At 71.8% G+C, this 6,000-nt stretch carries 4 protein-coding genes; 3 read left to right on the forward strand and 1 reads right to left on the reverse strand.

What is annotated here, in order from left to right; genetic code table 11:
• The first annotated feature begins 112 nt into the window (after positions 1 to 112).
• Both ACGF5C_RS33010 and ACGF5C_RS33015 read left to right on the forward strand, forming a co-directional pair.
• Positions 113 to 916: a hypothetical protein gene (locus ACGF5C_RS33010; protein ID WP_393308054.1), complete on the forward strand. Its 804-nt coding sequence runs from the start codon at positions 113 to 115 to the stop codon at positions 914 to 916.
• On the forward strand, positions 916 to 1,956 hold the full coding sequence (locus tag ACGF5C_RS33015) for a 3-dehydroquinate synthase family protein (RefSeq protein WP_393308056.1): 1,041 nt from the start codon (positions 916 to 918) through the stop codon (positions 1,954 to 1,956). Before ACGF5C_RS33010 ends, ACGF5C_RS33015 begins: the two co-directional genes overlap by 1 nt.
• Before the next feature lie 79 nt (positions 1,957 to 2,035).
• Here the strand turns inward: ACGF5C_RS33015 and ACGF5C_RS33020 are convergent, their stop codons facing one another.
• Positions 2,036 to 3,202, reverse strand: a complete 1,167-nt coding sequence (locus tag ACGF5C_RS33020; RefSeq protein WP_393308058.1) for an ATP-grasp domain-containing protein — start codon at positions 3,200 to 3,202, stop codon at positions 2,036 to 2,038.
• A 1,419-nt stretch (positions 3,203 to 4,621) separates the two neighbouring features.
• Here ACGF5C_RS33020 and ACGF5C_RS33025 point away from each other — a divergent pair.
• On the forward strand, positions 4,622 to 6,000 hold a 1,379-nt coding region (locus tag ACGF5C_RS33025), incomplete at its 3' end, for an AMP-binding protein (RefSeq protein WP_393308060.1).

Genomic DNA, 6,000 nt, shown 5'->3' on the forward strand with positions numbered 1-6,000 from the left:
GTTCCGACCGGCGACGTGCCGGCGGGACGGGCCGCAGGCCGATGATGGGGCCGACCCCCGCAGACCGGCCGTCGCGCCCGCGCTCTGCCCGCCGTCAGTCGAGGTGCCGTCCGTGGAACGCTCCTGGTTGTTCGCCCGCCTCGCCGTGCCGGCCGGCCGGTGCCCGGACGCGCGGGTGGCCGAGCTGGTGCCGACCGTGCTGGCCGGGCTGGTCGCCGACGCCCGCCGCGCCGACCCCGGGTCGGACTGGTACTTCGACCGGCTGGACCAGGGCCTGAGCCTCGGCTTCCACGCGTTTTCGCCCGCGCTCGACGCCGTACGGCGGGGACTGCTCGCGCACGACCCGGCCGTGTCCTTCGCCGCCGACCCGTACGCCTTCCGCGACGCCGCCCGCGGCGGGCCGCTCGCGTACGCGGGCAGCGACCTGGCGCTGGCCCTGCTCGGCGGGGACGGTCCCTGGCTGGCCGGCCTCGAACTGCCCCTCGCGGTGGCGCACCTGCGGCACCTGGCCGGGCTGATGCCGGAGGCCGACCGGCCGGCCTTCCTCTTCCTGCACTGGCAGGACCGGAGCTGGCCGTTGACCGGGGCGCAGCGCCGGGACCTCGCCACGCAGGCCGACGCCGGGGCGGAGAAGATCGTGCTGGCGGCCGGGGACCTGCCGTTCACCGGCGAGGTCGCCGCCGCGTGGCGGCGCTACCTGCACCAGGTGGCCGACGTGGTCGGCCGTCCCGCCGAGGTGCCGCGCGGCTTCCTGCTGGCGCACCACGCCCAGCTCACCCACGACCGGTGGGGCATCGCGCCGGAGGTGGACTCGCTGGCGGCGATGGCGCTGCGGCTGTGGCTGGTCCGCGCCAACCAGGACGCCCCCGACCCGTCCCCGCCCTTCGTCCTGCACCCCCAGGAGGTGGCAGCCTGATGCACCCGACCCGCACCGACGACCGTCCCGCCGTGGAGCCGTCCCGGATCGAGGTGGCGCTCGGCGAGCGCGCGTACCCGGTGCTCATCGGCCCCGGCGTGCGCCACCGGCTGCCGGCGGAGGTGGCGCGGATCGGCGCGCGCCGGGTCGTCGTGGTCTCCGCCCGCCCCGCCGAGTGGACGCCCGACCCGGGGGTGCCGCACCGGGTGGTGCCGGCCCGCGACGGCGAGCACGACAAGACGATGTCCACGGTGGAGCAGCTGTGCCGGGTGTTCGCGGACTTCGGGCTGACCCGCTCCGACGCGGTGGTCTCCTGCGGCGGCGGCACCACGACGGATGTCGTCGGGCTGGCCGCCGGCCTCTACCACCGGGGCATCGCGGTGATCCACCTGCCGACGTCGCTGCTCGCGCAGGTGGACGCCAGCGTCGGCGGGAAGACGGCGGTGAACCTGCCGGAGGGCAAGAACCTGGTGGGCGTGTACTGGCAGCCCCGCGCGGTGCTCTGCGACACCGAGCACCTGGGCACGCTGCCGGAACGGGAGTGGCGCAACGGCTACGGGGAGATCGCCCGGGCGCACTTCATCGGCGCGGGAGACCTGCGCGACCGGCCGGTGGACGAGCAGATCGCCGCGTGCGTGGCGCTCAAGGCCCAGGTGGTGGCCGCCGACGAGCGCGACGCCGGGCTGCGGCACATCCTCAACTACGGCCACACCCTGGGACACGCGCTGGAGATCGCGACCGACTTCCGGCTCCGGCACGGCGAGGCGGTCGGCATCGGCACGGTGTTCGCGGGACGACTGGCCGGAATCCTGGATCGGATCGACGCGCGCCGGGTGGTCGAGCACCACGAGGTGGTGGCGTACTACGGCCTCGACACCGCCCTGCCGGCCGGGGTGGACCACGACGAGCTGATCGCGCTGATGCGCCGGGACAAGAAGGCGACGTCGGGGCTGTCCTTCGTACTGGACGGCCCGACCGGCCCGGACCTGGTCGCCGACGTACCGGAGTCGGCCGTCCGTACCGCCCTCGCGGGAATGTAGGCAGGGCGGCGCGGCCGGTGCCGCCGGCTGCCTGACGGGCGTCCCGGGCCGCGCCGCCGGCGTGGCCCGGGACGCCGGGTCACCTGCCCAGCGCTCGCTGGATCTGCGCGATCAGCACGCCGCAGGCGTACCGGTCCGCGCCGCCGACCATGCCGAGGATGGTCGCCTGATGCGGGCCGTTGTCCGTCTCCGCCGGGTCGTAGTGCATGAACACGACGAACTGCCCACGGTCGATGAACGGCGCGAGGATCGGCTCGGCGTTCACGCCGGGCGCGAGCGAGAAGAACGTGGTGATGGCGCACGGGTGCTGACCCAGCAGCGAATTGCGGTGCAGCAACGACGTGGTGGCTCCGCTGACCCGGAAGTTCGGGTCGATGACGCGCAGTTCGCCGTCCCGGCCGATGCCGGCGTCGAACGAGCAGTATCCCCGGTAGCCGAGAGCGGCCGCCTTTCGAACCCCCGCGGTCAGCGCTTGGATCAGTTCCGCCGGCGGTTGCTCGTCGTCCATCACACAACCGATCCACGTCGAGGTGGGCTGCGGCAGGTGTACGGACGCACCGAAGTACTCCACCGATCCGCCGTCCGTCACGCCGAACTGGAGCCCCCAGACCGTCCGGAAGAGAACCTCCTCCTCGACGATCCACTGATCGCTCACCTGCTCCAGTTGGTTGAACAGTGACCTGTTCAACCGGTCCTGCAGCCGTCTGGTGAAGATCGCGATCCCGCTGTACACCTCGGCACCGGCCGGTTTGACGACCGCCGGCCGACGGTCCTGCTGCACGATCCGCCGCACCTCGGCGGGGGTGGCGACCTGCCGGCGGGGCAGGTACTCCGGGGCGATCAGCGTTTCCAGGACAGTCTTGTTGTTGAGGCGGGCCAGCAGGTCCGGCGGAACCCGGGTAGGTGCCGCCCGAAGTTGCGGATCGTGGGGCGGGAACTGGAACTCCAGCAACTCGCCGCGTTCGGCGGCCTCCTGGGCGAGCTGCACCGCGTGGTCGCCGGACCGGAACTCGCGCAGGTCGCTCGGCACCTTGAGTCCACACCGGCTGATCAGACGCAGCGACTTGTCCGCGCTGGCTCCGGTGCTGCAGATGGCCGCCGCCTGGTGCGGCAGCGTGAGGTGAAGGCCGGTGATCATGTCCAGCCCGTTGTGCAGGCCGGCGCCCGCGCCGGCCAGATAACGGCTGCTTGCGGTCGCCACCGGACTGGGTGGTCGGGCCAGGACCACCCCTTCGGGAGCGAACACCTGTACCTGGATAGGCCCATCCATTGGATCTCCTGACATGCCGGCCCGCACGGGGCCTCGGGGATGGCACGAAGTCCGGGTGCACCACCACCACGAACAGCGGAGGACGTGGGCGGATGCGTGGCGCGTCCCGGTTCTGATGAGGCCGCTCGGCCACGAGAGTCGAGCGTGCCGCGTGCACCGGCCGGACGGCTCGAGGTTGACCGGCCAGGTAGCGGCTGGCTTGTGGTCAGCGCTGAGTTGGCGCGGTGCACACCAGCAGCCGGTGTGCTTGCCAGTCACCGACTGCGTCATGAACAGAATTCGCGATACGGAAACCTTAGTCAGCACGCATTGACCGTCGATGGGCCGGTCAGCCGAGTACGGACCGCCCTTTACGTCACCGACAACGCCAGGTAGGGGGGCCGGGGGGATCGCGGTTCGGGCACCCGCAGAACAGAGCGTGACATTCTCTCGTCACTCCACTCTCGTCGCCCCGATCAACGGAAAACGCAGTGTCGACGCCCAATGCGCGAAGCGCGCCGAGCATCGGCGGATCAGGCACGACCAGCGCTCTTGGCCATCACCAACCGGCGCCTTCACATCCTCGCCGATCCAGCACGCCGGGTAACCGTTCGTGCGCCTCGGAGGGGGACCGGAGCGCGGAACGACACTACGCTCCGTAACCCTATGGCCGTCCACGCCCGATCGGACCGATCTCGGCAAGGCGTGGAACGACGCCCTGGTCGACCATTCTCTTCCCACCGAAGGTTGGTGATCATTGACGAATGACCGCCTCGGTGATCCGTCTGAATGACCCTCATCCGGCCGGTGGGTCGAGTGGCCCCTACGAGGTTCCGGCAGGATTTCCACGGCTGCCTGATCGCGCAGGCGGACGGCTTGTTCAACCTGACCAGCGAGAATCCACAACACATAGCCGGAAACCGCCGGTCCTCAGTGGACACGACACTAGGGGTCGACTGTGCGTCTAGGGGTGTACGCCGCTCCGTCCGGCTCCATAGCGTCTGGCACCACCGGTTCGTCGTTTCCCCTCACCGCACAGAATCGGGGACACATGTGGGTGCGCCGCGCCCTGACGGACAGGAGGTGCCGGTGGCGGGATCGGACACCCCGTTGCGACTTCCAGACGGTGACCCCGTCCTGATCGCACCGCCGGTCCCGAGGCGTCCCCACCTGTGTCCCACCGCAGCACGCCGCAGGACGCCGTCCACCGCCGTCCGCACCTCCCACGGACCACCTACGGCACAACCGGGTCCGCTCCAGAGAGGCGCCGGTCGGCCACCCCCATGAGCGGCGGCGACGCGCCACGCCGTACCGCACCACTGCGTCACACCGTGCCGTCCGCAGCGCGGCACATCGGCTGACCGGCCGCTCCGGCCACGCGCCGCCCGGTCGCCCCTTTCGATCGGAGGTTGGTTCGTGTCTGTCGGGTTCGTTGGTGGTCAGGTCCGGGTTGTGGGTGTCGCCGGGGCGGGTGCCGAGTTCGAGGGCCTGGACCTGGTGGGTGACCTGCGGCGGCCGTTGGTGTGGCCGGCCCGGGCGGCCTCGCAGTCGCGGACGGTGGAGCTGCCCGACCTGACGGGCCCGGAGCCGGCCGGTGTGGTGCTGCTGGCCGGCCTCGTCGGAGTGCTGGCCCGGTACACCGGTCAGGACGAGGTGGCGCTGGGCCTGGCGACGGGCGGGTCGGTGGCGCGGGTGGGTGTCGCGGGTGATCCGGGGTTCGGGGAGTTGGTGTCGCGGGTGGGTGCGGCGTTGGACGCGCCGGTGGTGGTGGGCCCGGACGGGGTGGGTCCGGTCGCGGTGGGCCTGGTGGACGGCCCGGTCGCCGAGGCGGGCCCGGAGGTGGTGGACGTCGACCTGATGGTGAGTGTGGCCTCTGACGGATCGGCGGTGCGGATCGACTACTCGGCGGAGGGATTCTCCGCGGAGTGGGTGCGGGGTCTGCTGGATCAGGTCGTGGTGTTGACCTCGGCGGGGGTACGGGAGCCCGAGGTCGGCCTGCCGGCGTTGCCGTTGGTGACCGATGCGGAGCGCGAGCGGTTGTTGGCGTGGGGGCGGGGTCCGGTGCGTCAGGTGCCCGGTGAGCCGATCCACGAGTTGGTGCTGCGGTGGGCGGAGCGGACGCCGGAGGCGGTGGCGGGTGTCGCCGGCGACGAGGTGCTGACGTACGGGGATCTGGCGCGCCGGTCGGGGGCGTTGGCGGGGTATCTGCGATCGGTGGGTGTGGGCACCGGGGACGTGGTGTCGTTGGCGTTGGACCGCAGTCTGTGGTCCCTGATCGCGATGATGGGGGTGTTGCGGGCGGGTGCGGCGTACACGCCGATGGACGTGGCGTGGCCGGCGGAGCGGATGCGGATGCTCCTGGCCGACCACGGCGCCCGGGTGGTATTGACCGCCGGTGAGGTGGCCCCGCGGATTCCCCGGGTCGACGGGGTGCGGGTGGTGGCGTTGGACGACGACTGGGAGACGGTGCGGGCAGGCGACCCGGCCGGCTTGCCGGTGGTCGAAGCCTCGGCGCCGGCGTTCGTGATCTACACCTCGGGGTCGACGGGTACCCCGAAGGGCGTGGTGTTGACCCATGCCATGTTGACGAACTTCCTCACCTGGATGCGCGAGGAGTGCGCGGTGGGTCCGGACAGCCGGATGCTGCACTGCTGCGCGCCCGTGTTCGACGTGGCCCTGGGCGAGATCTTCACCGCCCTGACCTCCGGCGCACGCGTCGTGGTGTGTTCCCGTGACGACCTGCTCGACGCCCGCCGACTCACCGAACTCATCGCCAAGGAGCAGACCAGCCACGC

Origin of the sequence: Micromonospora sp. NPDC047620 (assembly GCF_043205005.1) — a bacterium.
In the GTDB taxonomy this organism is placed as follows: Bacteria; Actinomycetota; Actinomycetes; order Mycobacteriales; family Micromonosporaceae; genus Micromonospora.